The 24,839-nt window shown below is 61.7% G+C and carries 26 protein-coding genes and 1 pseudogene; 7 read left to right on the top strand and 20 right to left on the bottom strand.

What is annotated here, in order from left to right:
• From ASD12_RS35380 to ASD12_RS35755, 11 genes and pseudogenes are all read right to left on the bottom strand, one after another.
• Window positions 1–752 (bottom strand): annotated as a pseudogene (locus ASD12_RS35380) (biotin/lipoyl-containing protein); the annotation flags it as partial.
• Between the two features lie 18 nt (window positions 753–770).
• Window positions 771–2,174, bottom strand: coding sequence for a pyruvate dehydrogenase complex E1 component subunit beta (locus ASD12_RS17765; RefSeq protein WP_056588696.1), 1,404 nt, complete (start codon window positions 2,172–2,174; stop codon window positions 771–773).
• Between the two features lie 15 nt (window positions 2,175–2,189).
• Window positions 2,190–3,227, bottom strand: coding sequence for a pyruvate dehydrogenase (acetyl-transferring) E1 component subunit alpha (gene pdhA, locus ASD12_RS17760; protein WP_056588693.1), 1,038 nt, complete (start codon window positions 3,225–3,227; stop codon window positions 2,190–2,192).
• A gap of 193 nt (window positions 3,228–3,420) precedes the next feature.
• The gene (locus ASD12_RS17755) at window positions 3,421–3,744 is read right to left on the bottom strand and encodes a septum formation initiator family protein (RefSeq protein ID WP_056588692.1); all 324 of its coding nucleotides are present in this window, start codon (window positions 3,742–3,744) and stop codon (window positions 3,421–3,423) included.
• Between the two features lie 162 nt (window positions 3,745–3,906).
• Window positions 3,907–5,181: a phosphopyruvate hydratase gene (gene eno, locus ASD12_RS17750; RefSeq protein WP_056588691.1), complete on the bottom strand. Its 1,275-nt coding sequence runs from the start codon at window positions 5,179–5,181 to the stop codon at window positions 3,907–3,909.
• A 482-nt stretch (window positions 5,182–5,663) separates the two neighbouring features.
• Window positions 5,664–6,029, bottom strand: a complete 366-nt coding sequence (locus tag ASD12_RS17745) for a PRC-barrel domain-containing protein (RefSeq protein ID WP_056588689.1) — start codon at window positions 6,027–6,029, stop codon at window positions 5,664–5,666.
• 84 nt (window positions 6,030–6,113) lie between these two features.
• A complete protein-coding gene (locus ASD12_RS17740) occupies window positions 6,114–6,317 on the bottom strand; it encodes a dodecin family protein (protein ID WP_027045027.1) in 204 nt (67 codons plus the stop codon).
• Between the two features lie 95 nt (window positions 6,318–6,412).
• Window positions 6,413–7,258, bottom strand: a complete 846-nt coding sequence (kdsA, locus tag ASD12_RS17735; protein WP_056588687.1) for a 3-deoxy-8-phosphooctulonate synthase — start codon at window positions 7,256–7,258, stop codon at window positions 6,413–6,415.
• Window positions 7,255–8,145 carry a VOC family protein gene (locus tag ASD12_RS17730; protein ID WP_056588685.1) on the bottom strand — a complete coding sequence of 297 codons (891 nt, stop codon included), beginning with the start codon at window positions 8,143–8,145 and terminating at the stop codon, window positions 7,255–7,257. Before ASD12_RS17730 ends, kdsA begins: the two co-directional genes overlap by 4 nt.
• A gap of 115 nt (window positions 8,146–8,260) precedes the next feature.
• Complete coding sequence (locus ASD12_RS17725) at window positions 8,261–8,551, bottom strand: Dabb family protein (RefSeq protein ID WP_056588683.1); 291 nt, start codon at window positions 8,549–8,551, stop codon at window positions 8,261–8,263.
• Window positions 8,552–8,649: 98 nt separating this feature from the next.
• Window positions 8,650–8,778: a hypothetical protein gene (locus tag ASD12_RS35755; protein ID WP_274533711.1), complete on the bottom strand. Its 129-nt coding sequence runs from the start codon at window positions 8,776–8,778 to the stop codon at window positions 8,650–8,652.
• A 59-nt stretch (window positions 8,779–8,837) separates the two neighbouring features.
• Here ASD12_RS35755 and ASD12_RS35750 point away from each other — a divergent pair, with 59 nt between their 5' ends.
• Complete coding sequence (locus ASD12_RS35750) at window positions 8,838–9,065, top strand: DUF1365 family protein (RefSeq protein ID WP_156398611.1); 228 nt, start codon at window positions 8,838–8,840, stop codon at window positions 9,063–9,065.
• Window positions 9,066–9,123: 58 nt separating this feature from the next.
• Window positions 9,124–10,380: a cyclopropane-fatty-acyl-phospholipid synthase family protein gene (locus tag ASD12_RS17720; protein WP_056588681.1), complete on the top strand. Its 1,257-nt coding sequence runs from the start codon at window positions 9,124–9,126 to the stop codon at window positions 10,378–10,380.
• 49 nt (window positions 10,381–10,429) lie between these two features.
• On the opposite strand, the gene ASD12_RS17715 is transcribed toward ASD12_RS17720, so the two are convergent.
• Both ASD12_RS17715 and ASD12_RS17710 read right to left on the bottom strand, forming a co-directional pair.
• Window positions 10,430–12,409 (bottom strand): bifunctional 2',3'-cyclic-nucleotide 2'-phosphodiesterase/3'-nucleotidase, encoded by a 1,980-nt coding sequence (locus ASD12_RS17715; RefSeq protein WP_056588679.1) that lies wholly within the window; start codon window positions 12,407–12,409, stop codon window positions 10,430–10,432.
• Window positions 12,410–12,557: 148 nt separating this feature from the next.
• The gene (locus ASD12_RS17710; protein ID WP_056588677.1) at window positions 12,558–13,823 is read right to left on the bottom strand and encodes an NAD(P)/FAD-dependent oxidoreductase; all 1,266 of its coding nucleotides are present in this window, start codon (window positions 13,821–13,823) and stop codon (window positions 12,558–12,560) included.
• A 165-nt stretch (window positions 13,824–13,988) separates the two neighbouring features.
• Between ASD12_RS17710 and ASD12_RS17705 the strand changes: the two genes are divergently transcribed.
• Entirely contained in the window at window positions 13,989–14,642 is a 654-nt protein-coding gene (locus ASD12_RS17705; protein ID WP_082525504.1) for a 5-formyltetrahydrofolate cyclo-ligase, read from the top strand.
• Here the strand turns inward: ASD12_RS17705 and ASD12_RS17700 are convergent.
• Window positions 14,639–15,112: an Lrp/AsnC family transcriptional regulator gene (locus ASD12_RS17700; protein WP_056588675.1), complete on the bottom strand. Its 474-nt coding sequence runs from the start codon at window positions 15,110–15,112 to the stop codon at window positions 14,639–14,641. The genes ASD12_RS17705 and ASD12_RS17700 overlap by 4 nt on opposite strands.
• Before the next feature lie 156 nt (window positions 15,113–15,268).
• Here ASD12_RS17700 and ald point away from each other — a divergent pair, with 156 nt between their 5' ends.
• A complete protein-coding gene (ald, locus tag ASD12_RS17695; protein WP_056588673.1) occupies window positions 15,269–16,384 on the top strand; it encodes an alanine dehydrogenase in 1,116 nt (371 codons plus the stop codon).
• Between the two features lie 221 nt (window positions 16,385–16,605).
• Window positions 16,606–17,880, top strand: coding sequence for an outer membrane beta-barrel protein (locus ASD12_RS17690; RefSeq protein ID WP_056588671.1), 1,275 nt, complete (start codon window positions 16,606–16,608; stop codon window positions 17,878–17,880).
• A 235-nt stretch (window positions 17,881–18,115) separates the two neighbouring features.
• Here ASD12_RS17690 and ASD12_RS17685 read toward each other — a convergent pair whose 3' ends face one another.
• From ASD12_RS17685 to ASD12_RS17660, 6 genes are all read right to left on the bottom strand, one after another.
• Window positions 18,116–18,583 (bottom strand): DUF1203 domain-containing protein, encoded by a 468-nt coding sequence (locus tag ASD12_RS17685; RefSeq protein ID WP_056588669.1) that lies wholly within the window; start codon window positions 18,581–18,583, stop codon window positions 18,116–18,118.
• 146 nt (window positions 18,584–18,729) lie between these two features.
• Entirely contained in the window at window positions 18,730–19,287 is a 558-nt protein-coding gene (locus ASD12_RS17680; RefSeq protein ID WP_056588659.1) for an OmpA family protein, read from the bottom strand.
• 116 nt (window positions 19,288–19,403) lie between these two features.
• Window positions 19,404–19,967, bottom strand: a complete 564-nt coding sequence (locus ASD12_RS17675) for a GNAT family N-acetyltransferase (protein WP_056588808.1) — start codon at window positions 19,965–19,967, stop codon at window positions 19,404–19,406.
• Window positions 19,968–19,972: 5 nt separating this feature from the next.
• Window positions 19,973–20,824: a 3-mercaptopyruvate sulfurtransferase gene (gene sseA / locus ASD12_RS17670; protein WP_056588658.1), complete on the bottom strand. Its 852-nt coding sequence runs from the start codon at window positions 20,822–20,824 to the stop codon at window positions 19,973–19,975.
• Between the two features lie 38 nt (window positions 20,825–20,862).
• Complete coding sequence (locus ASD12_RS17665) at window positions 20,863–21,606, bottom strand: alanyl-tRNA editing protein (protein WP_056588656.1); 744 nt, start codon at window positions 21,604–21,606, stop codon at window positions 20,863–20,865.
• Window positions 21,606–22,640 (bottom strand): cysteine synthase A, encoded by a 1,035-nt coding sequence (locus tag ASD12_RS17660; RefSeq protein WP_056588654.1) that lies wholly within the window; start codon window positions 22,638–22,640, stop codon window positions 21,606–21,608. The genes ASD12_RS17665 and ASD12_RS17660 overlap by 1 nt, the downstream gene beginning before the upstream one ends.
• A gap of 227 nt (window positions 22,641–22,867) precedes the next feature.
• Between ASD12_RS17660 and ASD12_RS17655 the strand changes: the two genes are divergently transcribed.
• Together ASD12_RS17655 and ASD12_RS17650 are read left to right on the top strand one after the other, a co-directional pair.
• Entirely contained in the window at window positions 22,868–23,689 is an 822-nt protein-coding gene (locus tag ASD12_RS17655) for an SDR family oxidoreductase (protein WP_056588652.1), read from the top strand.
• 99 nt (window positions 23,690–23,788) lie between these two features.
• Complete coding sequence (locus ASD12_RS17650; protein ID WP_056588650.1) at window positions 23,789–24,763, top strand: alpha/beta fold hydrolase; 975 nt, start codon at window positions 23,789–23,791, stop codon at window positions 24,761–24,763.
• Window positions 24,764–24,839 lie beyond the last annotated feature (76 nt).

Below are 24,839 nucleotides of genomic sequence, written 5' to 3'. Positions count from 1 at the left end.
TAGAAATGCGGGATGGTGGTCTTGGCCTCGACCAGACGGCGCGCGATGGTCTTGCGCATGTTGTCATGCGGGACGAGGTCGTAGGAGCCATCCTCGAACAGCTTCAGCACCTGCTCGTCCGACATCGCCTTCACGGCAGGCGCAGCAGCAGACGGACTCACTGGCGCGCCAGCGGGCGCGGCCTTGGCGGCAGGCTTGGCGCCGCCACCGGCAATTGCCGCGTCGACATCGGCCTTCACCACCCGGCCATGCGGGCCGGTGCCGGTCACGGCAGAGACATCGACGCCGGCTTCCCTAGCAATGCGGCGCGCGAGCGGCGAGGCAAAGGTGCGCTCGCCAGTCGCATGGCCGTTGGCAACCGGAGCCGCCTCTGCCTTGGGAGTGGCAGCGACCGGTTCGGCCTTTGGCGCCTCAGCCTTTGGTGCTTCCGCCTTCGGAGCATCGGCTTTCGGCGCCTCGGCTTTCGCTGGGGCAGCACCAACGCTTTTCGCGGCAGCGCCGGCATCCTCGCCTTCAGCGGCGAGCACGGCGATCAGCGCATTGACCTTGACGCCTTCGGTTCCCGCAGGAACGACGAGCTTCGCCACCGTGCCCTCATCGACAGCTTCGACTTCCATCGTCGCCTTGTCGGTCTCGATCTCGGCGATGACATCGCCCGGCGAAACCTTGTCGCCCTCCTTGACGAGCCACTTGGACAGATTGCCCTCTTCCATCGTGGGCGACAGGGCCGGCATGGTGATGTTGATTGGCATTTTGTCCTCCCGCCCGGTTCAGCGATACGTGACGGCTTTGACCGCCTCGATGACCTCGCCGACATTCGGCAAAGCCAGTTTCTCGAGGTTGGCCGCATAGGGCATAGGCACGTCCTTGCCGGCAATGGTGATGACCGGCGCGTCGAGGAAATCGAAGGCGCGCTGCGACACCTGGTTGGCGATATGGTCGCCGACGGAACTCTGCGGATATCCCTCTTCGACAACGATCAGGCGGTTGGTCTTCTTGACCGAGGCGATGATGGTGTCGAGGTCAAGCGGGCGGATGGTCCTGAGATCGATGATCTCGACGTCGATGCCCATGCCGCGCAGCTCGGCTTCCGCCTTGACCGCATAGGTCATGCCGATGCCGAAGGAGACGATGGTCACGTCCTTGCCTGTCTTGTGGATGCGCGCCTTGCCGATCGGCAAAACGAAATCATCCAGCTTCGGCACATCGAAGGACTGACCGTAGAGGATTTCGTTCTCAAGGAAGATTATAGGGTTGGGATCGCGGATTGCAGCTTTCAGCAAGCCTTTGGCGTCAGCGGCGGTGTAAGGCATCACCACTTTCAGACCCGGAATGTGGCTATACCAGGCGGCATAGCACTGCGAATGCTGGGCGGCGACGCGGGCAGCAGCACCGTTCGGTCCACGGAACACGATCGGCGCGCCCATCTGGCCGCCCGACATATAGAGCGTCTTGGCGGCGGAGTTGATGATCTGATCGATCGCCTGCATGGCGAAGTTGAAAGTCATGAACTCGACGATCGGCTTCAGGCCGGCCATTGCAGCACCAACGCCAACGCCGGCAAAGCCATGCTCGGTGATCGGCGTATCGACGACGCGCCGCGGCCCGAATTCCTGCAGCAGCCCTTGCGTGATCTTGTAGGCGCCCTGGTATTCGGCAACCTCCTCGCCCATGACGAAGACATCGCCGTCGCGGCGCATTTCCTCGGCCATGGCATCGCGCAGCGCTTCGCGCACTGTGGTCGAGACCATTTCCGTGCCGGCCGGAATGTCCGGATCGGCGGCGATTTCCGTCTTTGGAGCGGCAGCGACCAGCGCCGCGGCCGGCTTTGTGGCCTCCGCCTTGTCCTCAGCGGCGGCCGGAGCCTCTGCCTGTGGGAGTGCTTCGGCCTTGGCGGGAGCCGCGGCCTTGCCGATATCGCCGGCACTTTCGCCCTCCTGCAGCAGCACGGCGATGGGTGTGTTGACCTTGACGCCTTCGGTGCCGGCGGCGATCAGGATCTTGCCCAGCGTGCCTTCGTCAACGGCTTCGACTTCCATCGTCGCCTTGTCGGTTTCGATCTCGGCGATGACGTCGCCGGCGACGACCTTGTCGCCCTCGTTCTTCAACCACTTGGAAAGATTGCCCTCTTCCATGGTCGGCGAGAGAGCGGGCATGAGAATTTCGATCGGCATGTCCTTGCCCTCCCGTTACAATACGATATCGGTCCAGAGCTCGGACGGATCCGGCTCTGCATCGTTCTGGGCAAATTCCGCTGCGTCGGCGACGATGTCGCGAACCTCCTTGTCGATGGTCTTCAGCTCGTCCTCGGTCGCCCACTTCTTCCCGGTCAGCCGCGCCTTGACCTGCTCGATCGGGTCATGGTCGGAGCGCATCTTCTGCACTTCTTCCTTGGAGCGGTATTTCGCCGGATCGGACATCGAATGCCCGCGATAGCGATAGGTCTGCATTTCGAGGATCAGCGGACCGTTGCCGGCACGGCACCATTCGGTGGCCAGATCGCCCGCTGCCTTGACGGCGCGGACATCCATGCCGTCGACCTGGATGCCGGGAATCTTGAACGAGGCGCCGCGATGCGAAAAGTCCGTCTCCGCCGACGAGCGCGAGACCGAGGTGCCCATGGCGTAGCGGTTGTTCTCGATGATGTAGATTACCGGCAGCTTCCACAGCGAGGCCATGTTGAAGCTTTCATAGACCTGGCCCTGGTTGGCCGCACCATCGCCGAAATAGGTCAGCGAGACATTGTTGTTGTCGCGGTAGCGGTTGGCGAAGGCCAAGCCCGTGCCGAGCGACACCTGCGCGCCGACGATGCCGTGGCCGCCGTAAAAGTGCTTTTCCTTGGAGAACATATGCATGGAGCCGCCCTTGCCCCGCGACAGGCCGCCACGACGCCCGGTCAGTTCGGCCATGACACCACGCGGCGACAGCTCCATCGCCAGCATGTGGCCGTGGTCGCGATAGGCGGTGATCATCTGATCGCCGTCGATCAGCGCCATCTTCATGCCGGTGACGACCGCTTCCTGGCCGATATACAGATGGCAGAAGCCGCCGATGAAACCCATGCCGTAAAGCTGGCCGGCCTTTTCCTCGAAACGACGAATGAGCAGCATGTGCCGGTAGGCGGCAAGCTCTTCGTCCTTGGTGAATTCTGCCGGCTTGGGGGCCGAAAGCCCTGATTTACCGTCGGATTTGGATTTGGCAGGCGCTTTTCTGGCGGCGGTAGCCATGCATAACTCCCTGTTGGCGTCTCTTTGTGGACATTAGAGCAGGATGAAATCTGCCCTGGGGAGATCAGCTCCTCCCACCGATTTCAGGGAGGCTAACACGCGGTAAAGCGTTGCGCCATGCCGAATTTGCATAGCTGGCATGCGCCTAAGCGATTAAAATCATTGAAAATATTGACGATTAACCGGATGTCGGTTATTTCGACGAGGCCGGCAACATGATGGTGATTTCATCAGCCTGGGACAGATTGAGCGCCTTGCGCGCCTGCTCGTCGAGCATGTCCTTCTCAAGCGTGCCCTCATGCATGAGCCGAACACGGCGCTCGAGTTCCATGCGGCGCGCCTTGATCGCATCGAGCTGGCTCTGCAGCGCAACCGTCTGGGCTTCCAGCTGATACTTCGAATAGATGCCGAATTCACCATGATAGGCATGAAAGCCGAAATAGGCCAGGAACGCCACGCAGAGCGAGGGAATGATCAGCCGGCCGGTGTTTCTCTGCTTGTGCTGACGCGTCCACATCGCCCGATTCCTCTCGGCCGCGAATTCTGGCGGCTCACGATCTTTTTCGCCCGATTGTGCTTAACGGACGGTTACGGTAACCGGTTTGGCGAGCCGAAATGAAAAAGGGCGGGAATGCTCCCGCCCTTTCATCCGACATCCGGGGATCCCGAGTGTTGCGGATCAGCCCTTGACCACCGACTTGCCGGCATAGCTTGCTTGCTTGCCCAGCTCTTCTTCGATGCGGATCAGCTGGTTGTACTTGGCCATGCGGTCCGAGCGCGACAGCGAGCCGGTCTTGATCTGTCCGCAATTGGTGGCAACCGCAAGATCGGCGATGGTCGAATCCTCGGTTTCGCCCGAGCGATGCGACATCACGGCGGTGTAGCCGGCCTTGTGCGCGGTTTCAACGGCGTCGAGCGTCTCCGTCAGCGAGCCGATCTGATTGACCTTGACCAGGATCGAATTGGCAACGCCCATACGAATGCCGTCGCGCAGCCTTGCGGTGTTGGTGACGAACAGGTCGTCGCCGACCAGTTGGGTCTTCTTGCCGATCAGGTCGGTGAGGTACTTCCAGCCCTCCCAGTCGTCCTCGGCCAAGCCGTCCTCGATCGAGATGATCGGATAGTCGGCGGCGAGCTTGGCCAGGTATTTGGCCTGCGCCTTGGGGTCACGCGTCTTCTTCTCGCCCTCATAGACGTAGTTGCCGTCCTTGAAGAACTCTGTCGCCGCGCAATCAAGGCCGAGCGCGATCTCCTCACCCGGCTTGAAGCCGGCCTGCTCGATCGATTCCATGATGAAATCGAGCGCCACCGGTGCGCTTTTCAAATTCGGGGCAAAGCCGCCCTCGTCGCCGACATTGGTGTTGTGGCCGGCATCCTTCAGCTTCTTCCTCAGCGTGTGGAAGATTTCCGAACCCCAACGGACCCCTTCGCGAAGCGTCGGCGCACCGATCGGCATGATCATGAATTCCTGGAAGTCGATCGGGTTGTCGGCATGCGCGCCGCCATTGATGATGTTCATCATCGGCACCGGCAGGACATGTGCCTTGGTGCCACCGACATAACGATAGAGCGGCAGGCCGGCGGCTTCGGCCGCGGCTTTTGCCACCGCCAGGGACACGCCGAGAACGGCGTTGGCGCCGAGGCGGCTCTTGTTGGGTGTGCCGTCAAGCTCGATCATGGTCTGGTCGATATGGATCTGGTTTTCAGCTTCCATGCCGCCGATCGCCTCGAACAGCTCACCGTTCACCGCTTCGACGGCCTTGAGCACGCCCTTGCCGAGATAGCGGGCTCCCCCGTCGCGCAGTTCGACGGCCTCGTGGGCACCGGTCGAGGCGCCCGACGGCACCGCCGCGCGGCCCATCGAGCCGTCTTCGAGAATGACATCGACCTCGACGGTCGGATTTCCACGGCTGTCCAGGATTTCACGCCCGACAATGTCGATGATGGCGGTCATTGCGATGTCCTCGATTGATCTGAAGAATGTCGCGCACGTCTTAGCCAAAGTGCCGCAAAAGGCAATCGGCCGGCTCGCAATTATTGCCGTGGCGTCAGCCTAAAGTAAGTGCGTCGCGTTTGAACGGAATCAGCCGCCGCGCTTTAGGTCTTTGTTTTTCAAGCATGTCGTTCTCCCAAAACCGGGACCACTTTTGGGCGACATGCAGGCGATTCACGAAGCGCAAATCGCTGTCATCATAAGTCATCTACGGCAGACCGGCTTGCGGCTATGATGCGGGTGCGCGGGGCGAAACAGGAGGAGTTTCGCCATGTCCCAGTTGAGTGGTATCGTGAGTCTGTTCCTGATCGCGGCGGCCTTTCTGACGTCGTGCGACAATCAGCAGTCGCCGCCCAAGGCGATGGCCCCCTTGCACATCAGCGAATAGCTGCGCATCAAAGCAAAATGGCCCCATCGAGACGGGGCCATTTTGCTTTGGGCCGTCAATTCCAATAAGGCGTGACCTTGTAGTAGTCGTAGGATGCGTCTCGCGCGGTCTCGCCGTCGGCGTCAGTCAGTTCGTTGATCGAATAGGCAGGTGCCGCCTTCAGCTGCTCCTTGGAAAACGGCACAACATAGCCGCCCCTGTCCTCGTCATAATCGAGGCTTGCCCACGGAATGGCATGATATTTTTCGCCGATGCCGAGGAAGCCGCCGAAACCGATCACCGCGAACATGATGCCGTTGGACGTCTTGTCGAGCATGACGTCCTGGATGCTGCCGATGCTCGTGCCTTCGGTATTGTAGACCGAAGTGCCGATGACTCGCGAAGCGGCAATGGCTTGGGTGTGGCCTGTCTGGGTTGTCATGATGTGCTCCTCATTGTCGTTGAACCATGCTTTGACAATGAGGGGGGCGGACGAAAGTTCCCGACTTTTTTGGGCGACAGCCGATCACTCCGCGAGGATGAAGGTGACCTTCATGTTGACGCGGTAGGCAGCAATCTTGCCGTCTTCGACAACGATCTTCTGGTCCTGGATCCAGGCGCCTTCGACGTTCTTCAGGGTTTTGGATGCGCGCGCAATTCCCTTTTCGATGGCGTCCTGAAAGCTCTTCTTCGAAGACGATGTGATTTCGGTGACACGGGCGACGGACATGGCTTCCTCCTGCCAAAACGCTCATTTGCCGGGCAAGCGTACAGCCGGCCTATGCCTTCCACAAGCGGCGGCCGGCGGCAGAGGATATGTCTGGCCTAGTGACCCTTCGCAATCCGATCAAATGCCATCAGCCGCTCGAGCAGGGCCGGCATGTCCTTCAACGGCAGCATGTTCGGGCCGTCGGAAGAGGTCGAGTTGTCAGGATCCTGATGGGTCTCGATGAACACACCGGCAACGCCAACGGCGACGGCCGCGCGGGCCAGCGTCTCGACAAAGCGGCGCTCGCCGCCCGAGGACCCGCCCTGCCCGCCCGGCTGCTGCACCGAATGGGTTGCATCGAAGATCACCGGTGCACCGATCTCGGCCATGATGGGCAGAGCGCGCATGTCGGACACCAGTGTGTTGTAGCCAAAGGACGCGCCGCGCTCGGTGGTCAGCACATTGGCGTTGCCGGATCCGGTGATCTTGGCGACGACGTTCTTCATGTCCCAGGGGGCTAGGAACTGCCCCTTCTTCACGTTGATGACCTTGCCGGTTTTGGCGGCAGCGACCAACATGTCGGTCTGGCGTGACAGGAAAGCCGGAATCTGCAGGACATCGACATGCGGCGCGACGATGGCGCACTGCTCCTCGGTGTGGACATCGGTCAGCACGGGGAGCGAAAATTCCTTGCGCAGTTCGTCAAAGACGGGAAGGGCCGCATCCATGCCAGCACCCCGGGTCGCGGACAGCGAGGTGCGGTTGGCCTTGTCGTAGCTGGTCTTGTAGACGAGGCCCATGCCGAGCTTGCCGGTCAGTTCCTTCAGCGCGCCGGCCATGTCGAAGGCATGCTGGCGCGATTCAAACTGGCAAGGGCCAGCGATCAGCGACAGCGCCGCATTGTTGTCGAAGACGACATTGCCGACGGTTACCGACGAATTGGGCACCAGGGGCTTGCTCATGGGATCTCCCGGAAGATGAAAGCCGCGCCCTGTCCAGGAGCAGGCTGCACGACAATATCATTGCCCGCTATATCGTGTTGGATGGAGTTGGCTGCAAGCAGCCTCAACGTGACATCGGCTCGCCGGACCGTGAAGACCACCGCGGCGAAGCGAAGATCTGTCGGCGCGCCGGCCGGCAGGCCAAAGCGTGCGGTGAAAGACACTGGATCAAGCACGCTCAAATCTGCATTCGGCAAGTGAAACGTGCTGCCCTGCCCATTGGTGGCCGGATCGTCCACCGCCACGGAAATCAATCCATGCTGTTCGGCAGGTTGGTCGCTAACCGCCACGATCTCGACAATTCCAGTGGCGCCGTTGGCGTGGGCCTGCAAAGCCGCGCGGTCCACATCAGCCGCGTTGACCCGCTCGCAGGCAAACAGGAAGGCGTCGGTGGCCTCGGCTCCGGCCGCAAAGGCGAGCTTGAACGATGCGATGTCGCTTTTGCCGGCCGTGTCCGTGAAGGCGCGCGAAAAGCTCAGCATGTCTCCCGCCGAGATGCCGGCTTCGAGATAGCGCGCATGATTGGCATTTGCGTTGCCGGTCGTAAGAACCATCGCCGAAAAGCCCTCATCGCCGTTGCTCTCGCGATAGATGCGGTCGCGCGCGACGAAGACATTGCCATCGGCAATGGCCTGCATCGCGGCCTGTTCATCACCGATCGCCAGCGGCTCCAGATAGGCGCCGTCGGCCAGGAACACACAGCAGTTTTCGGTTCCGAACGGATGGATTCCGGTTGGGGCAACGACGAAGCCAAGCGCGTTGAGCCGGGTCCGCGCCACCTCAAGGCTCTGCGTCGGCAGCACCAGGTGATCGAGCGGATGAGTGCCAGCGGCAGTGTTTCGGGTCATGCAGGCGCGATGTGCATCATTCCGCAAATTGGTTCAAGACTTGATCGCGATCCCCGCCAGTTCGCCCCCCATGAATTCACGACGTCGAAAACGCACCAGTTGGAGCAAGGCTTGATCAGCCGCTGGCCGCGACGTCGGCGGAATAGCGCAACTCCCGCATCGGTTTGACCTTGCTGGTGGTCTGCGCATAGAGCGGGTGCGCCTTGTAGGCGGCCAGCGAGGCTTCATCGGCGAACTCCGCATAGACGACCACGTCGACCTCATCCGACAGCGGATCGACCTTAGTGTTCAAGGTGACCTCGAAAAGGCTGGAATGGGGGATGTTGCCGAGCGCCAACAGACCGGTGCGCACAGCTTCGACATCCTCTTTGCGCCGCGCGCTGAAGAAAACGATATGTCGGATCAACCCCGCCTCCTCGATCAAAATGCTGGGGTCTTTTGTGACGGCAGGGCGGTGGCGTCAATCGACAAGGATGTCGCGGCTGCCAGACGTTCGAATGGACGCTAGCCGGTGATGGATCGCACGACGTGCGAGACCCCCCTCACCGTGGAGTCCAGATACCGGCCCTGATTGTATAGGCCGTCCCAGATCAGGAAAAACGCGATGGCGGCAATGACGACTACATAACGCATGGCTAAATCTATCCCACAAGCAATGCAGCAGCCATAGGCGTTTTTGGCGCGTTCGGCCTTTGCTGTGTAAAAGGCAGATCCATGCCGGCGAGAGCAATTCGCTTGGCACAGCCCCGCTTGCAGCCTGCCTCTTGAAGTCCCCCCTCATGACGTGGAAGATTGTCGCAGGGATTCACTGGGAAGTGCTGAAGCTCTGGTCAAGGGGCGCACGCTTTCGTCCGAACCCGCCCATCACTGAGCCGGTCAGCACCCGAGATCAGGAAACGGCGTTCGAACCTGGCGAATGATCCAAGAGAACCGTGGCTTGGCAATTTGCGCCGACACCGCGGAAGTCCAGGGGGTGGGATGGCACACAAGGAACATTTTGGCGTGGCGTTGGGTGACGCGGTCAGGCTCGACGAATTCAATTTTGCCGAGATCGTCAAGGGCCTGCCGGCCAAGGCCCGCATGGTGCTGTCGGCGGCGATGAACCTGCCGCGCGGTTCGCTCAAGGTCAGGATGCCGGACGGGCGGGCCGTCCTCGTCGGCGGCAAGGGGCCTGGCCCGGACGCCGAACTGGTGCTCAAGAACTGGCGCTTGCCCGGCCGCGCCTTTTCCGGCGGCACGATCGGCGTTGCCGAATCCTACATGGACGGCGATTGGGAAAGCCCAGACGTAACCAGCTTCCTAGAGCTGTTCGTGGTCAATTCGGTCGTCGGCGAGCGCATCGCGGGCGGCACCAGTTGGCTGATCAACACCGTCCAGCGCATTCGCCACTGGTTCAACCAGAACACGCGCACCGGCTCGAAGCGCAACATCTCGGCGCATTACGACCTCGGCAACGCCTTCTACAAGGAATGGCTTGATCCGAGCATGACATATTCCTCGGCGCTCTACACGACAGGTGCCAACGACCTGGAAAGCGCGCAAGCCGCCAAATACCGCGCCCTGGCCAAGGATACAGGGATCGGCCCGAAGGACCATGTGTTGGAAATCGGCTGCGGCTGGGGCGGATTCGCCGAATTCGCGGCGCGCGAGATCGGCTGCCGGGTGACAGGGTTGACGATCAGCCGCGAACAGCACGACTTCGCCAAGGCGCGCATCGCCAAGGCCGGGCTTGCCGACAAGGTCGACATCAAGCTGCAGGATTATCGCGACGAAACCGGCACCTATGACCGCATCGCCTCGATCGAGATGTTCGAGGCGGTCGGCGAGAAATACTGGCCGGTGTTTTTCGGCAAGATGAAGGCCTGCCTGAGGCCCGGCGGCACCGCCGGCCTGCAGATCATCACCATCAACGAAGCCGCCTACGCCACATATCGCGCCAGGCCGGATTTCATCCAGCGCTACGTCTTCCCGGGCGGCATGCTGCCGACGCCGTCAATCCTGAAAGCACTGGGCAAGGATCATGGCCTTGCCCATCTGCGCGAGCGCGTGTTTCCGGACGATTACGCGCGTACGCTCGCCGAATGGCGCCACCGGTTCTGGGCGTCATGGGAGAAGATCGTCCCGCTCGGCTTCGACGACCGATTCAAGAAGCTCTGGGAGTTCTACCTGCACTATTGCGAGGCCGGATTCCGCGCCAGCTACATCGACGTGCGCCAGGTGGTCTACAAGGCGTAAGTCCACGCCGATGTGACGGCGTGGAATCGCGCCCTTCGAACGGCAGTGATCAGAGAAGGATGCGGTATTTCGCGAATCCCGCCTCGCCCTCGCCCGCCGGCTCGATTTTCAGTGACTTCACCTGCGCAATGAAATCCTCCGCCTTGGCGCCGGTTTCGAACACGGCGCTGGTTCCAGGCAATGGCGCGAACGACCAGTTGTCGTCCGCCAACGGATTGATCGTGCCCTCGCTCACGATGTAGCGAACGATGACGTCGCGATTGGTGTCCGGTGCCTCGTAGATGATCTTCGAGGCATTGATGTCGGGGAAATTTCCGCCGCCACCAGCTCGGTAATTGTTGGTCGCGACGACAAATGTCTGTTTGGGATCAATTGGTTTTCCGTCGAACATCAGGTCGACGATGCGGTTGGCGTCGGCATTCGCCTGCCCGCCCTTGGCATCGTATTTCGGCGGCTGCGACAGGTCTATTTTATAGGTGACGCCGTCGATGACGTCGAAATTGTAGGATGGGAAGTCGGTGTTGATGAGGGCCTGATCGGCCTTCCCTGGCTCGATCCGGTTGAAGATGCCGGCTGACATTTCCAGCCATTCCTTGACCTGAGCACCGGTTATTTCGACCGCGCGCACGGTGTTGGGATAGAGATAGAGGTCGGCAACGTTCTTGATGGCGACGTCGCCGGCCGGCACGTCGGTATAGTAGTCGGCGCCGTTGCGTCCGCCGGCCTTGAAGGGCGCGGCGGCCGACAGCAGCGGCACATCCTTCCATTGCGTGTTCTTGAGAATATCCCTGAGGTACCAGGTCTGCGCCTGGCTGACGACCTGCACCGACGGGTCGTCCGCGACCAGCGCGAAATAGGAATAGAGCGGCGCGGAGGTCTTGCCGACCGGGCGGCGCACATAGGCCAGTGTCGCCTGGTGATCCTGTGCGAGGGCAGCGATGATGCGCTTGTCGTCGGGGACAGTCGACTTGTTCTTGTTGTCGACGCGCTCGAAGATCGGCCGCGCTTCGGAAGTGGCTGAAACGACCTTCCATTTCGACCCGTCGCGCTCCAGCATCAGGTCGATCAGCCCCATATGCGAGCCCCAGAATCCACCCATGACGGCGGGTTTGCCCTGCAGCGTGCCTCTTTGCGTGTCGACACCTTCGAGCGACTGGAAATCCTTCTTGCCGGGGAACACCAGATGCTGGTGACCGGTGAACACCGCGTCGATGCCATCGACGCCGGCGACGAAGAACGATGCGTTCTCCATCATGTCACCCTGCTTCACGTCGATGCCGGAATGCGAGAGCGCAATGACGATGCCGGCGCCCTCCTCCTTCATCTGCGGCACCCAGGCCTTGGCCGCCTCGACAATGTCGCGCGTCTTGACGTTGCCTTCGAGGTTCTTGAGATCCCAGACCATGATCTGCGGCGGCACGAAGCCGATGATGCCGACCCTGATCGGCTGCTCGGCGCCCGAACCGTCCTTGATCTTCTTGTCGAGGATGACATAGGGCTTGAGATAGAGCTTGTCGTCGCGCGGGTTCGAGGCCAACTCGGTGCCGCGGATCAGATTGGCGCAGACGAAGGGGAAATTGGCGCCGGCCAGCACCTTGTCCAGGAATGACAGGCCGTAGTTGAACTCGTGGTTGCCCAGCGTAGAGCACTCGTAGCCGAGCAGGTTCATGCCCTTCATGATTGGATGCAGGTCGCCGTCCTTCAGGCCCTTCTCATAGGCGATGTAGTCGCCCATCGGGTTGCCCTGCAGCAGGTCGCCATTGTCGATCAGCATCGAATTCACGGCTTCCTTGCGCACCGCGTCAATCAGGGAAGCCGTGCGCGACAGGCCCATCGTGTCGTTCGCTTTGTCGGCGTAGTAGTCGTAGGGCAGCACGTTCACATGGATGTCGGTGGTCTCCATGATCCGGAGATGCGCCTGGTTATCTTGAGCGCGAGCGGAGAACGGATGCAGCATGATCAGTGCCCCTGCGGCGGCGGCGCCCGCAAGGAGATCGCGGCGGGATACGGGATGGAGCAGTTGCGACATGTTTTCTCCTTCGACGACGTAACAGGCCCTGCCCCAAAGCGAATTTCGCTCTGAAACTCATCCAAGTCCATTCAAGAAGTTGCGCGCGCCAAACATCAGTCGATCAGCAACAGATGACGCGCGGATGAACATACGCAGCCGGAGAAGATCAGCCCTTGTCGTCGTCGCCCTGGGTGATCAATCGCGCGCTGCGTTGGCCCGTCGCGTAGATCCATAGCCAGCTCAACGAAACCGCAAGCCGGTTGCGAAAGCCGATCAGGAAATAGATGTGAGCAATCCCCCACAGCCACCAGGCCGCCCAACCGGTCAGCTTGATCCAGCCGAAATCGATCACCGCGGCGCGCTTGCCGATCGTGGCGAGATCGCCGTCATGCCGGTAGCGGAACGGCCGCGAGCTGGTGTCGCCGGCAAGCCGCGCCTTCAGCGTGGCGGCAACATGCCGGCCCTGCTGCTTGGCGGCCGGTGCCACGCCGGGAACGGGGCGGCCGTCCGGCCGCAGGACATGCGCGGCATCGCCGATGACGAAAATCTCGGGGCTGCCCGGCACGGTCAGGTAAGGCTCGACGAGCACCCTGCCCGCCCGGTCCGCGGCCGCGCCGAGCCATTCGGCAACGGGCGAAGCGGCAACGCCTGCCGCCCACAGAATCGTTCGGGCCGCCAGTTGCCTGTCGCCAAAAACGACGCCCTCGGCATCGCAGCGCGTGACAGCCCGTCCGAGCTCGACCGTCACACCGAGCCGCTCGAGTGCCTTGCTGGCATAGTCGGAGAGTTTTGGCGCGAAATTGGCAAGGATGCGTTCGCCGGCCTCGATCAGTACCACGCGCGTTTGCTGCGTATCGATGTTGCGGAACTCGCCGCGCAGTGTGTCGTGCGCCAGCTCGACGATGGTGCCGGCCAGTTCCACGCCGGTCGGGCCACCGCCGACGATCGCAATGGTCAGCAGCGCCTGGCGTTTGGCGGGATCGGTCTCCCGCTCTGCCTGCTCGAAGGCCAAGAGAATGCGCCGCCGAATGGTGGTGGCGTCTTCCAGCGTCTTCAGGCCTGGCGCGAAAGGCTCCCACTCGTCGTGACCGAAATAGGCGTGGCGAGCGCCGGTGGCCAGCACCAGCGTGTCGTAGGCGACGGCGCTGCCGTCATCGAGCAACACGCGTTTGCCGGCGCGGTCGACGCCGGTGACGTTGGCCAGCAACGTCGTCACGTCCTTGCGCTTGCGCAGGAGATGGCGGATCGGCCAGGCAACCTCGGAGGTTGCCAGCGCCGTCGTTGCCACCTGATAGAGCAGCGGCTGGAAAAGATGATGGTTGCGCTTGTCGATCATGGTCATGCGCACTGGTGCGCCGCCAAGCGCGCGGGTGAATTCGAGGCCACCGAAACCCGCGCCGACAACGACCACATGATGGCTGGCTTCGTTCATCTCAATTCACCCTGGCGAGCAAAATTGCCTGCCCCAGATGTAGGTACTTTTGTGCAATGCAGCAACAGACCGCCGGTGCCCGAGACTCGTCGTTCCATGTCGTGAATGCACATGTTGTATCGTATCGCGAGGTATAGCGTCATCGAACACGCGATGAGGTGAGGCATGGCCGACGATCATGACGATGAGGCTCCGGCGCAGTATTCTTCGCCGCCCTGTTTCATGCATGAACTCGATCCGGAATTCCGTGCGCCTCTGAGCGACTGGACCGATGTGCGACGCTGGCGCAAGGCCGAGCGCGAACGCCTGATCGCCGCGCGTCTTGCCGTCTCCGCCGACGCGCGAACGGCGATGTCACAGCGTATTGCGGAAGGCCTCGACGGGATCGTCGGCGAGATCGCCGGCCGCATGGTCAGCCTTTACTGGCCGTTTCGCGGCGAGCCGGACCTGCGGCCATGGATGGCGTCCATCAATGAACGCGGCGGCCGCACCGCCCTGCCCATCGTCATCGAGAAAGGACAGCCGCTGATCTTTCGCGCCTATGCGCCGGGCGACCGGTTGGAAAAAGGCGTCTGGAACATCCCGATCCCGGCCGAGGGCGATCCGGTGCTGCCGGACATCGTCATCTCGCCGATCGTCGGCATCGATCCCCAAAACTTCCGCCTGGGCTATGGCGGCGGCTTTTTCGACCGCACGCTGGCGGCAATGCCGTTCAAACCGCTGGTCATCGGCGTCGGCTACGAACTGCAGCGCATCGCCACCATCTACCCGCAGCCGCACGACATCCCAATGGATCGGCTTGTGACGGAAGCCAGCTAAGCCATCTCCGGCTTCATGCCCATGGCCGTGCGATCAACGATCTCGCGCAAGGCGAATGACGAGTTGATCTTGGTCACGTGCGGCATCGCCGACAGCCATTCCTTGTGGATGCGCTCATAGTCGACGAGATCCTTCGCCGCGATCCTCAGGATGTAGTCGTACTCACCCGACATCAGATGGCAGGACAGAACGTTCGGGCAGCGCTTGATCGCCGCCTCGAAATCCGACAGCGTCTTCTCGAACTGTCCCGACAACGATATGTGCACGATCGCCGTCATCTGGTGCCCAAGTGCGGCATTGGAAAGCCGGGCATGGTAGCCGCGGATGGTTCCGGATTTCTCCAGATTGTCGAGCCGGCGTGAACAGGCCGACTGCGACAGGCCAACCCTCTCGGCCAGTGCTGCATTGGGTATCCTGCCATCCTTCTGCAAAGTCTCGAGAATGGCGATATCAATCCTATCGAGCGGCATTTTTCGTGAATCCTGCGAATATATAGCTATTTTTCGCAACGATTACCGAAACCTGCCCGTTGGCGCAAGCGCATTCGCAAACACCTGCGCAACGATTCGTGGTTTACTTCATCCATACAGGGAACGAGCCCAAAAGGGCCGGATCAGGAGAAGAAAATGCGCGTCGGCTGCCCCAAGGAAATCAAGAACCACGAATATCGCGTCGGCCTCACCCCCGGCTCGGTCCGCGAGTATGTTGCCCACGGCCACGAAGTGCTGGTCGAGACCGGCGCCGGGGCCGGCATCGGCGCAGATGACAACGCCTACCGCGCCGCCGGCGCCACCATCGCCAAGACGGCTGCCGACGTGTTTGCCAAGTCGGACATGATCGTCAAGGTCAAGGAGCCGCAGCCCAACGAATGGGCGCAGCTGCGCGAAGGCCAGATTCTGTACACCTATCTTCATCTTGCCCCGGATCCGGAGCAGACCAAGGGCCTGCTCGCGTCCGGCGTGACGGCAATCGCCTACGAGACCGTGACCGACGATCGTGGCGGCCTGCCGCTGCTGGCGCCGATGTCGGAAGTTGCCGGACGCCTGTCGATCCAGGCCGGCGCCACGGCGCTGCAGAAGGCCAATGGTGGCCGCGGCGTGCTGCTGGGCGGAGTGCCCGGCGTGCTGCCGGGCAAGGTCACCGTGCTCGGCGGCGGCGTCGTCGGCCTGCATGCTGCCAGGATGGCGGCGGGCCTTGGCGCCGACGTCACCATCATCGACCGCTCGATCCCGAGATTGCGCCAGTTGGATGATCTCTTCGCCGGCCGCGTCCACACCCGTTACTCGACTGTCGAAGCGCTGGAAGAAGAGTGCTTTTCGGCCGACATCGTCGTCGGCGCCGTGCTGATCCCGGGTGCTGCGGCGCCCAAGCTGGTTTCGCGCGAAATGCTGTCGGGCATGAAGAAAGGCTCGGTGCTGGTCGACGTCGCCATCGACCAGGGCGGCTGCTTCGAGACCTCGCATGCCACCACCCATGCCGATCCTACCTACGAGGTCGACGGCGTCATCCACTATTGCGTCGCCAACATGCCGGGCGCGGTGCCGGTCACGTCAGCCCATGCGCTCAACAACGCGACGCTTCACTATGGCCTGCAGCTTGCCGACAAGGGCCTGAAGGCGCTGGTCGACGACCACCATTTGCGCAACGGCCTCAATGTCCACAAGGGCAAGATCACCAACCGGGCTGTCGCCGAGGCGCTCGGCTACGAACTGGTCGAGCCGAAAGCGGTTCTCGCGGCCTGAATCCTCACATAGGAACATTTTCTCCCGTCGGCCCGCCGGTTTACGCCGGCGGGTTTTTCTTCGAGAAATCAAGGATGTCGGTGCCTTTTTTCCAGGCAATTCAGGATCAAAAACATGTGCCGTAACGGCACTTCGCCTACCATTGTTGCATTTTTATCATACCTAAATCAGCCGACTCCCTGCTAGAGATACTGCGGGGTTGTTCATAAGGGGTTTGGGCTATGTTCATTCGCGTTTCTGCGAAATCTTTTCTTCTCGGTGCTGTTTCGGCTGTGGCTTTGATGTCTGCTGCTCACGCGGCCGACGTTGTACAGCCGGTTGAAGCCAGCGGCTTCAACTGGAGCGGCGCTTACGTCGGCATTGGCGGCGGCTTTGGCGCTAGCGTGCATAAGTTCAGCGTGCCGGGCCTGGGCTTCAATGGCCTTGGTGGAAATGGCGTATTTGGTGAATTGACCGCAGGCTACGACTACATGGTTTCGGAGCGTTTCCTGCTCGGCGGTTTCATCGACGCGAATTTGAGCAATATCGGTCCCTCGTTGAGCATTGCCGGTGGCGATGTCGATCTGACAAACTCCTATGGCTTCGATGTTGGCCTGCGCGCCGGCTACCTGCTCAATCAGAATACGCTGGGCTATGTGCTCGGTGGCTATACCTGGCAGCATTTCAAGCTTGATGGCTCGGGCGCAGCGGACGGCTTGGAATTTTCGCAGGACCGCAGTGGCTATGTTCTCGGCGTTGGCATGGAAACCGTGCTGCGTGGCAACTGGACGCTGAAGACTGAATATCGCTATGCAGACTACGGCGACAAGTCGGTCCTCGATCTTGGCGGCGCCTCTCTAAATGTCGAGCCGTCCACCCACACCTTCCATATCGCTGCCAACTATCGCTTCGGCGCGCAGAATGGTGGCGGCACTTCGTTTGCTAGCCCAGCCTACAACTGGAGCGGGTTCTATGTTGGAGGTGCGCTCGGTGCCGGCACGATGGTGCATGACCTGACGCTCCTAGGTGCCGTTGAGTTGGACGGCATCGGCGGCGAAGGCGTGTTCGGCGAGGCCAGCGTCGGTTATGATCATGATTTCGGCAGCTGGGTCGCAGGCGTTCAGTTGGACGCCCGTTATTCTGGCATCCAGTCCAAGCTTGATATTGGCGGCGGCTCAATCAAGGGCGACGCCGACTATGGCTTCGATGCCCTCGCTCGAATTGGTGCCAAGGTCAACGAATCAACCTTGGCCTATGTGCTCGGCGGTTACAGCTGGCAGCATTTTGATCTGCATGCAGAAGCACCGGGTGGCGGCAGCGCCGACATCTACGATTGGGGCTCCAGCGGCTTCTCGATCGGTGGCGGCTTGGAAACAGCCGTTTCCAGCAATATGACCGTCGGTCTCGAGTATCGCTATTCGCAGTATCAGAAGGAAGACTTCGGCTCGGGCGGGTTCCTTGAGGACACCCCGTCGTTCCAGACCGTGCGCCTCGGCGCGAAGTACAAGTTCAACTAAAAGGCCCTCCAGCCAAACAGTTGCAGTCCGTCGGCCTCGCCGGCGGGCTTTTTCGTTGCGCGGACAATTCTTGCGAAAACGCAGGCAACAAAAAAGCGGAGCCAAAGCCCCGCTTTCCTCGATATCGAGATTTGCCGCCGGTTCATCCGCGGTCGGCAAATCCATCGACAATGGCCTTCTACTGCGATTATGCGACGGGAGTACGACAGCATCTCCCGTGGGCAATCTCATTACCTCAAGCGCGCTCGATGCGGCATTGGTAGCAATTGTTGCGCGCCGAACGGACATGCACGTAGGCGATATCGTCGCGTTCGAACAAGGATGCGGCCCGAGCGGTGATGTCTCCGGTCGGGATGACGCCGCCACTGCCATAGACGATACGATCGTCCCTGCCATAGCCGCGCACGATATAGTCGGGGCTTTCGAGGATCTCGGGAAGTGCTTCGCTCCCGACGGCACGGTCGCATTCCTCGGCATGCAGGAAGATTGGCCCGGTTTCGGCATAGGGCTGAAGCTCCGGGAATGGCCGGTAAGCTAAAATGAGGTAAGCGTCGCCGGCGGCAATGTTCTTCAGGCAGTGCCGGCATGGCATGCCGTCACCGTCCGAAATCTTGCGCTCGGGCGTTTGGCCATAGGCATCGGCGCCGCCGCGCTGCAGCGCCCTGACATCTTCGGTCGGCAAGGCTTTGAACTGGATTGTCATGTGAAATCTCCGGTGCGTTGGCCGGAAATTATATGCCCGCACCGCCGCTTCCCACCCGATTCCTGCCAAAGTTGAGGGATCGACGACCGGCGGTCCCTCAACGACTCCTATTAAGCCGGATAATGATAATCCTAGGAGCTCGCGAATTAGCGTATGAAATCGTCGAAGCGGCGCAGCGTCACGCGGCGATTCTGCCAGTTTTCGTTCTGCGTCTGCACGAGCAGGAACTCTTCGCCGTAGCCGACGGTATCGAGTGCATAGCCGGGCACGCCGAATTCGCGCACCAGCGTACGCTTCAGCGAGGCAGCGCGCTGTTCGGACAGAGCCCGGTTCGACTGGAAGGAGCCGACGGCATCGGTATGGCCCTCGATCAGCACGCGGGCGCCGGGGTCGCGGCGCAGGATGCGCCGCAGCGCATCGGCGATGTTCTCGATCTTGCCGTATTGCGAGTTGGAAATGGCAGCCGAGCCGAAGGCGAAGTTGATCGACTGGATATCGATCGAGCGGGCCATGCGGCGCAAATCCGGACGCCGCTTGAATTCGCGGATGGTGACGCGCTCGTTCGGCCGCAGCTTCACGCGCGGTGCCGCCTCGAGCTTCCGCTCGATCGTTGCGGCCGAAGGCGTGGTGGCCTGGGCGGCGGCAAGGCTCGGCATGGCAATGGCCGCGATCAGCGCGGCGGCAAGTGTACGGCGGGTCAGCATGTCTTGTCTCCTTCGGCCTCGGCCGCATTAATGGTGCGGGCAACATGCCAAAGGCAGTCTGAAGCGCCGATGAACGGCGAGTTCAGATTCCGGCTTGTGTCAGACTCCGGCTGATGTCACGGCCGCATGACGCTGGCCGAGCGCTCGGTGAAGGGCAGCGGATGCACGATTTCCTTCTTCTGCGCCACCGGTGCAAAACCGAGCTTCTGGTAGAGCGGCAGAGCGGCCGGATGATCGAGCGTGCAGGTCTGCACCGTCACCCGTTTGGGACCGTACGACCATGCGGCGGCGATCGCGGAGCCCAGGAACCAGCGACCGATGCCTTGCCCGGTCGCATGTTCCATCATGCCGAAATAGGCGAGTTCGACTTCTTCCGGCAGATGCGGCTTGAGATCGAAGAAGCCGGCCGGCGCGCCGTCGAGATAGAGCACCCTGATGTCGCGGTCCTCGCGGTGGATGCCGGCCGAAAGCTCGTCATCATCCAGCCGCAGCACATTGACCCAGTGCCATTTGCGCCCCACCCGGTCCATCAGATAGCGATAGAAATGCAGCGGAATGTCCTTGGTCTTCAGCAGCGCGACCTGGCGGTTATAGGGCACGGGCGGCGAATAGGCCGGCGGCACATGCATCTCGAGAAACGTCACCGTGACTTCGATGTCTTCCAGCGCACCGTTTTCCATCGTCTTCATTCCTTGCCGGTCACCACAGGCGTGTCGGAAAGCCCGCCCCACTCCGTCCATGAGCCGTCGTAAAGCCTGTTGTCGGTGTGGCCAAGCGTTTCCAGCGCAAGGGTCACCACCGCCGCGGTAACACCGGAACCACATGAGGTGATGACGGGTTTCGACAGATCGATGCCGGCCTCCTCGATCACCTCGCGCAGGCGGTCCTTCGACAACAGCTCACCATTTTCCGACAGCGCCGAATAAGGCAGATTGCGCGCGCCAGGCATATGGCCGGAGCGAACGCCAGCACGAGGCTCCGCTTCCGCACCGGTAAACCGGCCCGGTCCGCGCGCGTCAGCGATCTGGCTTTCCCTGGTGTCGACCACCCGGCGCATGTCAGCGAGGCTGGCGACGCGACCGGCGTCGAAATCGGCATGAAACACGCTTGGCGCGATCTTCGTCGGTTCGGCCGTTACCGGCCGGCCGGCGGCTTTCCAGCCATCGAAGCCGCCATCCAGAATATAGGTCTGGAACACGCCCATGACCCGGAACATCCACCATGCCCGAGGCGCAGAGAAGAAACCCGGACCGTCATAGACGACGATGGTGTCATCGGCTGAAACGCCCATGGCGCCCACATACTGTGCAAAATGCTGCGGCGACGGCAATGTATGCGGCAGCGGCGAATCGGGATCCGAAACCGCATCCTGATCCAGGAACCGGGCGCCCGGAATGTGCGCCGCCTCGTATTCGCCGCGCGCATCGCGCTTCTGCGCCGGGAGATACCAGGACGCGTCGACAATCGTCAGGCCCGGCTCGCCGAGATGCTGCTGCAGCCAGTCCGCGTCGACGGTGAAAGGACTGTCCTCGGCCATCTTGTTCTCCTGCTCGCCTTCTGGCGATCATTGTCTGTTCAGTTTGCCGGCATCGGGCCGAAGCGGATGCGGAAGCGCCGGTTCTCGCGGCCCTTCTTCTCGATCTTGCCGATGTGGATTTCACCGACTTCGCCGGTGCTTTTGACATGGGTGCCGCCGCACGGCTGGCTGTCGACGGAGGCGTTGTCGCCGATGCAGACCAGGCGGATCCTGCCGGTGCCGACCGGCGGCCGGACGTTCTTGGATTTCACCAAGCTAGGGTTGGCGGCCAGTTCCTCGTCGCTGATCAGCCTGGTGAAGATCGGATGGTCGGCCCGCACCAGGTCCATCAGGCTCGCCGTCACTTCTTCCTTGGAGAAGCTGGCATCCGGCATGTCGAAGTCGACACGGCTGTCATCCTCGGAGACCGCGGCACCCGTGATCGGGAACGGACAGACGACGGTGAGCAGATGGCAGGCGGCATGCATGCGCATCAAAAGATGCCGCCGCTCCCAGTCGATCGCCAGCCTCACCTTCTCGCCGACCTGTGGCACCGCTTGCTCGGGCGCCGGCACATGGATGATCTCGTCCTTGGTCTCGCCGGTAATGGTGGCGGCAATGGCGATGCGGCTGCCGTCGGCGCGTTCGAGATACCCGGCATCGCCCGGTTGGCCGCCCGACGTGGCGTAGAAGATCGTCCGGTCGAGGATGATGCCGCCGCGGTCGTTGACGGCAACGACTGTCGCGTCCGCCGTGCGCAGATAGGCGTCGTCACGAAACAGGGCATCCGTCCTGTACGCCATCAGGCGACTTTCTCGAACGGCACCGAAATTGTGCTGCGCTGTTCCATCCATCCAGGCACCGGCAGCTGCTTCTCGCGCAGGAATTCCGGGTTGAACAGCTTCGACTGATAGCGTGTGCCGTAGTCGCAAAGAATCGTCACGATGGTGTGGCCGGGGCCTAATTCCCTGGCCAGACGGATCGCGCCGGCAATGTTGATGCCGGTCGAGCCGCCGACGCAAAGGCCTTCTTCCTGGATCAGGTCGAAGACGATCGGCAGCGCATCCTTGTCCGGAATCTGAAATGAAAAATCCGGCGTGAATCCTTCGAGATTGGCGGTGATACGCCCCTGCCCGATGCCTTCGGTGATCGAGCTGCCTTCGGACTTCAGTTCGCCGCTGGTGTAGAATGAGTAGAGCGCGGCCCCCAGTGGATCGGCGAGCGCGATCTTCACATCCTTGCTTTTCGCCTTCAGCCCGAAGGCGACGCCGGCCAGCGTTCCGCCCGAACCGACCGCCGAGACAAAGCCGTCGACCTTGCCGCCGGTCTGGTTCCAGATTTCCTCAGCCGTGGTGCGGATATGGCCGTCACGGTTGGCGACATTGTCGAACTGGTTGGCCCAGATGGCGCCTTTCGGCTCGGACCTTGCCAGCTGCTCGGCCAGCCGCCCCGACAGTTTCACGTAATTGTTGGGGTTCTTGTAGGGCACGGCAGGCACTTCGATCAGCTCGGCGCCGAGCAGTTTGATCGTGTCCTTCTTTTCCTGGCTCTGCGTGTCGGGAATGACGATGACGGTGCGATAGCCGAGCGCCTTGGCGACCAGCGTCAACCCGATGCCTGTGTTGCCCGCCGTCCCCTCGACGATGACGCCGCCGGGCTTCAGCAGCCCGCGCTGCTCGGCGTCGCGGATGATAAACAGACCAGCGCGATCCTTGACCGACTGGCCCGGATTCATGAATTCGGCCTTGCCCAGGATCTCGCAGCCGGTTTGCTCAGAAGCTTTGTTGAGACGAATCAGAGGCGTGTTGCCGATCACGTCGATCACAGAACGGGGCATTCAAGATTCCTTGTGTAGGTGCGCCGAAACCCTAGAAACCCGAAGCTTCGGTTTCAAGGCAAGAATTTGCCTGGTCCAGTCGCATTTGCGGTACTGTTGTTGCGTTCAACGCTTTGCGACACCGACCTCTTGCGCAACTGTTCATTTCCGGCTGACGTTGAAAAGCAGCTTTTCATTCGATTTCTTCAACGCTAGAGCAAAGCACCAACAAGTCGACAGGGCGCAGCATGACACTCTATCGGGCCAACCCGAAGCACGGCGTCGCCTGGATCACGGGCGGCAGCAGCGGTATCGGCCGTTCGCTGGCCAGGGATCTTGCGTCCCAGGGCTATGCCGTGGCCGTGACAGCGCTCGACGACGATCCGATCGACACGCTTGTCGTCGAGACCGCGCAGATGCCGGGCAGTGTCACGGCCTTTCCTTGCGACGTCACCGACGAGCCACGCATGGCAAGAACCGTCGCCGCGATCGAGAAGGAACTCGGGCCCATCGTGCTCGCCGTCTTCAATGCCGGAAACTACATTTCGACGCCGGGTGAAAATCTTGTCGTCAACGACTTTCGCCGGACCTTCGAGGTCAACTATTTCGGCATCATCAATGGCCTGGTGCCGGTCATCGAACGCATGCGTGTGCGAGCGCGCGGCCATGTCGTGCTGGTCGGCTCTGTCACGTCCTATTTCGGCTGGCCGACAACGGCCGCCTATGGCGGCACCAAGGCGGCCATCAACATTCTGGCCGAGTCGCTGAAGTATGATTTCGACAAAATGAACGTGCGCATCCAGGTGTTCAATCCCGGCTTCATCGACACCCCGCTGACCGAGAAGAACATGCTGCCGATGCCGGGGCTGATGCCGGTCAGCCGCGCATCGCGGCGCATGGCGCGGGGCATCAAGTCCGGCGGCTTCGAAGTCACCTTCCCGCGCCGGACAAGCTGGCCTCTGAAACTGCTCAGCCTGTTGCCGAGGCCGCTTTGCAGAGGGTTTATCAGCCTGATGACCAGCTGGAAGGCGCGGCCGCTGCATTACGACCGCAAGCCGCCAGTCGAATAAGCATGTTCACGAAGTTGGCCGGCGCGCCTGCTTCGGGCCGCCGTTTGCCCTGTTGGTGGCCGCTGCCATAGGTTGAGCTAGTGTTGCGTGGAGTCTGCGATGGGGCGACGGATCGTGCTTGCTGTGCTGGGCCTTGTCGCCATCCTCACACTGGCCTTCGTGCTCGGCCCACGCGTTCCCGTCGACACCACGATCCGTTTCGATCCCTTGGTGATCGGCGACGACCCACAGGCCTATGTGGCAAAGGTGGAAGCCGCTGTACCCGGAATCCGCGACGGGCTGGAGAAGGAGATCGTCTGGGCCAATCCGATGGTGCATGCGAGGACGCCGCTGTCGATCGTCTATATCCACGGCTTTTCCGCATCGAAGGGCGAGGTCCGCCCGCTGCCCGACGACGTGGCCGACCAGCTCGGCGCCAACCTCTTCTACACCCGCCTTACCGGTCACGGGCAGGACGGTGCGGCGATGACGCAAGGCAGCATCGATGCCTGGATCAACGACTACGAGGAAGCGCTCGCCATCGGCCGGGCGATCGGCGACAAGGTGATCGTCATCTGCACCTCGACCGGCGGCTCGCTGGCGGTATGGGCCGCGACGCAGCCGGGCGCTTCGGACGGCGTCGCGGCGATTGCATTTATCTCGCCGAATTTCGGCGTGAAGGCGTCCGGCGCCGAGATCCTGACCATGCCATGGGGCAATCAGATCGCCAGGCTGGTCGCCGGCAAGGAACACAGCTTCGTGCCGCGCAACGCGCTGCATGAAAAATTCTGGACCACCCGCTATCCGATCGAGGCGACCTTGCCGATGCAGGCGCTGACCGAGCTTGCCTATGGCGCGCCGGTGGAGAAGGCGACCATCCCTGCCCTCTTCCTCTTCTCGGATTCCGACAGTGTGGTGCGGCCCGATCGCACCCGCGAAATTGCCGGGCGCTGGGGCGCGCCGCATGAACTCGTTCCGGTCGACGACACCGGCGACCCGGACAACCACGTCATTGCCGGCGACGCGCTGTCGCCGTCGACCACGGCCTTTCTCGCGCAAAGGATTGCCGTCTGGGTCGAGGCGGTGGTGAAGTAGGCAGACGAAAAAGGGCGACCGAAGCATCGCTTCAGCCGCCCCTTCCTTGGTCGGTCCCGGCAATCAGCCAGCCTGA

The sequence above is a fragment of the Mesorhizobium sp. Root102 genome (genome assembly GCF_001425625.1).
Classification (GTDB): domain Bacteria; phylum Pseudomonadota; class Alphaproteobacteria; order Rhizobiales; family Rhizobiaceae; genus Mesorhizobium.
The sequence above is the reverse complement of the archived record's forward strand: the minus strand, read 5'-3'. Positions and strand labels throughout refer to the sequence as shown.

Excerpts from the sequence above, each read along its gene's own strand:
- ASD12_RS17765 (WP_056588696.1), bottom strand. The coding sequence starts at position 2,174 with ATGCCGATCGAAATTCTCATGCCCGCTCTCTCGCCGACCATGGAAGAG.
- pdhA (WP_056588693.1), bottom strand. The coding sequence starts at position 3,227 with ATGGCTACCGCCGCCAGAAAAGCGCCTGCCAAATCCAAATCCGACGGT.
- ASD12_RS17755 (WP_056588692.1), bottom strand. The coding sequence starts at position 3,744 with ATGTGGACGCGTCAGCACAAGCAGAGAAACACCGGCCGGCTGATCATT.
- eno (WP_056588691.1), bottom strand. The coding sequence starts at position 5,181 with ATGACCGCCATCATCGACATTGTCGGGCGTGAAATCCTGGACAGCCGT.
- ASD12_RS17745 (WP_056588689.1), bottom strand. The coding sequence starts at position 6,029 with ATGACAACCCAGACAGGCCACACCCAAGCCATTGCCGCTTCGCGAGTC.
- ASD12_RS17740 (WP_027045027.1), bottom strand. The coding sequence starts at position 6,317 with ATGTCCGTCGCCCGTGTCACCGAAATCACATCGTCTTCGAAGAAGAGC.
- kdsA (WP_056588687.1), bottom strand. The coding sequence starts at position 7,258 with ATGAGCAAGCCCCTGGTGCCCAATTCGTCGGTAACCGTCGGCAATGTC.
- ASD12_RS17730 (WP_056588685.1), bottom strand. The coding sequence starts at position 8,145 with ATGACCCGAAACACTGCCGCTGGCACTCATCCGCTCGATCACCTGGTG.
- ASD12_RS35755 (WP_274533711.1), bottom strand. The coding sequence starts at position 8,778 with ATGCGTTATGTAGTCGTCATTGCCGCCATCGCGTTTTTCCTGATCTGG.
- ASD12_RS17720 (WP_056588681.1), top strand. The coding sequence starts at position 9,124 with ATGGCACACAAGGAACATTTTGGCGTGGCGTTGGGTGACGCGGTCAGG.
- ASD12_RS17715 (WP_056588679.1), bottom strand. The coding sequence starts at position 12,409 with ATGTCGCAACTGCTCCATCCCGTATCCCGCCGCGATCTCCTTGCGGGC.
- ASD12_RS17710 (WP_056588677.1), bottom strand. The coding sequence starts at position 13,823 with ATGAACGAAGCCAGCCATCATGTGGTCGTTGTCGGCGCGGGTTTCGGT.
- ASD12_RS17705 (WP_082525504.1), top strand. The coding sequence starts at position 13,989 with ATGGCCGACGATCATGACGATGAGGCTCCGGCGCAGTATTCTTCGCCG.
- ASD12_RS17700 (WP_056588675.1), bottom strand. The coding sequence starts at position 15,112 with ATGCCGCTCGATAGGATTGATATCGCCATTCTCGAGACTTTGCAGAAG.
- ald (WP_056588673.1), top strand. The coding sequence starts at position 15,269 with ATGCGCGTCGGCTGCCCCAAGGAAATCAAGAACCACGAATATCGCGTC.
- ASD12_RS17690 (WP_056588671.1), top strand. The coding sequence starts at position 16,606 with ATGTTCATTCGCGTTTCTGCGAAATCTTTTCTTCTCGGTGCTGTTTCG.
- ASD12_RS17685 (WP_056588669.1), bottom strand. The coding sequence starts at position 18,583 with ATGACAATCCAGTTCAAAGCCTTGCCGACCGAAGATGTCAGGGCGCTG.
- ASD12_RS17680 (WP_056588659.1), bottom strand. The coding sequence starts at position 19,287 with ATGCTGACCCGCCGTACACTTGCCGCCGCGCTGATCGCGGCCATTGCC.
- ASD12_RS17675 (WP_056588808.1), bottom strand. The coding sequence starts at position 19,967 with ATGGAAAACGGTGCGCTGGAAGACATCGAAGTCACGGTGACGTTTCTC.
- sseA (WP_056588658.1), bottom strand. The coding sequence starts at position 20,824 with ATGGCCGAGGACAGTCCTTTCACCGTCGACGCGGACTGGCTGCAGCAG.
- ASD12_RS17665 (WP_056588656.1), bottom strand. The coding sequence starts at position 21,606 with ATGGCGTACAGGACGGATGCCCTGTTTCGTGACGACGCCTATCTGCGC.
- ASD12_RS17660 (WP_056588654.1), bottom strand. The coding sequence starts at position 22,640 with ATGCCCCGTTCTGTGATCGACGTGATCGGCAACACGCCTCTGATTCGT.
- ASD12_RS17655 (WP_056588652.1), top strand. The coding sequence starts at position 22,868 with ATGACACTCTATCGGGCCAACCCGAAGCACGGCGTCGCCTGGATCACG.
- ASD12_RS17650 (WP_056588650.1), top strand. The coding sequence starts at position 23,789 with ATGGGGCGACGGATCGTGCTTGCTGTGCTGGGCCTTGTCGCCATCCTC.